The 2,162-nt window shown below is 70.6% G+C and carries 2 protein-coding genes and 1 pseudogene; 1 reads left to right on the top strand and 2 read right to left on the bottom strand.

The features are described from left to right. Both RIF89_RS14380 and RIF89_RS14375 read right to left on the bottom strand, forming a co-directional pair. On the bottom strand, positions 1-725 hold a 725-nt coding region (locus RIF89_RS14380), incomplete at its 3' end, for a winged helix-turn-helix domain-containing protein (protein WP_309069758.1). Between the two features lie 374 nt (positions 726-1,099). Next, a complete protein-coding gene (locus RIF89_RS14375; protein WP_309069757.1) occupies positions 1,100-1,612 on the bottom strand; it encodes a MarR family transcriptional regulator in 513 nt (170 codons plus the stop codon). 98 nt (positions 1,613-1,710) lie between these two features. On the opposite strand from RIF89_RS14375, the pseudogene RIF89_RS14370 reads away from it, so the two are divergent. Then, positions 1,711-2,162, top strand: a pseudogene (locus tag RIF89_RS14370) (MMPL family transporter); the annotation flags it as partial.

Below are 2,162 nucleotides of genomic sequence, written 5' to 3'. Positions count from 1 at the left end.
CCGGCGCCGTACCGCACGGCGACATCCGCGTGGCGGTCGAAGCGGTAGCCGACGCCGCGCACCGTGCGCACGATGTCCTGGAAGGCCCCGAGCTTCGAACGCAGGCGGCGGACGTGCACGTCGATCGTGCGCTCGCCGGGGGCGTCCGCGTCACCCGCGTCCCACAGCGACGACACGAGCTCGCCGCGCTCGATGGTGCGGCCCTCGCGCAGCACGAGGTACTGCAGCAGCTCGAACTCCTTGAAGGTGAGGTTCGCCGACTCCCCGTCGATGATCACGCGCTTGCGGGAGATGTCGACGACGACGCCCCTGGCGGCCTCGGTCTGCTCCTCCGACTGGTTCTTGGTGCGGGCGACCGCGCCGGGCTCGTGCAGGGCGAGGCGGACGACGTCGACGTCGCGGCCGCCGGTCTGCTGCGGCGCGAGTGCGACGGCGGCGTAGGTCTCGGCGCTCGGTGCGAGCTCGGCGAGGGTGCGGCGCAGGGCGTCGACGAGGACCGGCAGGCTGACGCCGTCGGCTGCGGCCTTCAGCTCGTCGAGGCCGACGTACAGGGCGAAGCCGCGGGGAGCGGCCTGCGGCTTGGGTGCGGCCGGAGTCGTGACCGTCTCGGCACGCGGCTCGGCAACCTGCGGCAGCGGGCGCAGGTGGCGGACGGGCGCGGGGCTCGCGGCGACGGTGCGGGTGGACGTGGCCGTGCGGCCGAGGAGGGCGGAGGCGTTCGTCATGATGATGTGTCCTTGCGGGGGTGCACCGGCGGGGTGCGTGTGTGCGTCGGGATGACCGTTCGCGCTCAGATGGCGAGGGTCAGGGGGTGAGGATCCAGGATCCTCGGCTGCGAGCCCGCAAGAAGCGGACGAGCCTGAACCGCGCGCGAAACTCGTTCAGCGACACATTCGACAGCACATGGCAACGCGACCGGGCATCATCATCCCGGTGGTCCCGTTCGCCTCCTGGGCGGACAGAAGCGTGGCGTTGTCAGACATGCGGCAATTGTGACCGGGCGTGTCGCGGCATGTCAAACCGTTTCAGCGATCCTCGCTCGTCATGACGCAATGTGACGCGCGGCGCGGGACGGGGCGCCTCAATGTGCACGGCTGCGTCAGGACGTGGTCTCGTCGGCCGTGGCGGCGATGTCGCGCAGGAAGTGGATGATCACATCGCGCTGCTCGGGGGTGAGTCGCGCCGCGAGGTCGAACCGGCGGCCGTGGGTGCGGCCGATGCTGTCGCGCGCGGCGCGCCGGGTCTCCTCGACGACTTCGACGATCACGCTGCGGCGATCGGACGGATGCGGCAGGCGCCGCACGTGCCCGGCGGCGGCGAGGCGATCGAGCAGCTTGGTCGTCGATGCGGTCGAGATGCCCAGGTGCGCCGCGATGGAACCCGGCGTGACGCGCATCCCGTTCTGCTGCCCGGCGATGATGAACCGGAGGGCCCGCATATCGGTGTCGCCCAGCTTCATGTAGCGGCGCGAGGCCTCGCTCATCCGCTCGTCCGCCTCTCGCCAGGCACGCATGGCCTGCAGCAGTTCGACGATCTGATCGATCTCATGGGGCGGTATCCCCGCGAGCGAGACGATCTCCTGGCCCGGGTCGAGAACGCGCGGATCGAACATCGACAGATCGTCGTGCTTCCTCTCCCCGGGGCCCACACCGGCATGATACTCCGCCGCGGCAGTAACTTCTTTGGGAGGTATCTAGCTAAGCTAGCGATATGAGCCGCCGCACCCTCTCCGACCTCACCCGACAAGACCTGCGCGGGCCGCGCGTGCCCGTCTGGTTGCGGGTCCTGCTTCCGGCCGTCCTGATCCTGGTGTGGCTCGCGGCCGCGGCCGTCGGCGGGCCCTACTTCGGCCGCGTCGACGAGGTCTCTTCGAACGACCGGACCGCGTACCTGCCGGCCACGGCCGAGGCGACCGAGGTTCAGGAGCGACTGGCGGACTTCACGGAGGGCGACGCGATTCCGGCCGTCGTCGTCTTCTCGTCGGACGACGAGCTGACGCAGGACGAGCTCGACACCATCGCGGATCGCCTCGCTGAGGCGGCCGAGCAGGACGTCGTCGTGGGGGAGGCGTCGCCGGCCATTCCGTCCGAGGATGGGATGGCCGTGCAGGCGTTCGTGCCGCTCGACAGCGACGCGGATCTCGGCGAGGCGACCGCCGAGCT

The sequence above is a fragment of the Microbacterium sp. genome (assembly GCF_031178525.1).
Taxonomy (GTDB): Bacteria; Actinomycetota; Actinomycetes; order Actinomycetales; family Microbacteriaceae; genus Microbacterium.
This window is presented reverse-complemented; position numbering and strand designations above follow the sequence as displayed.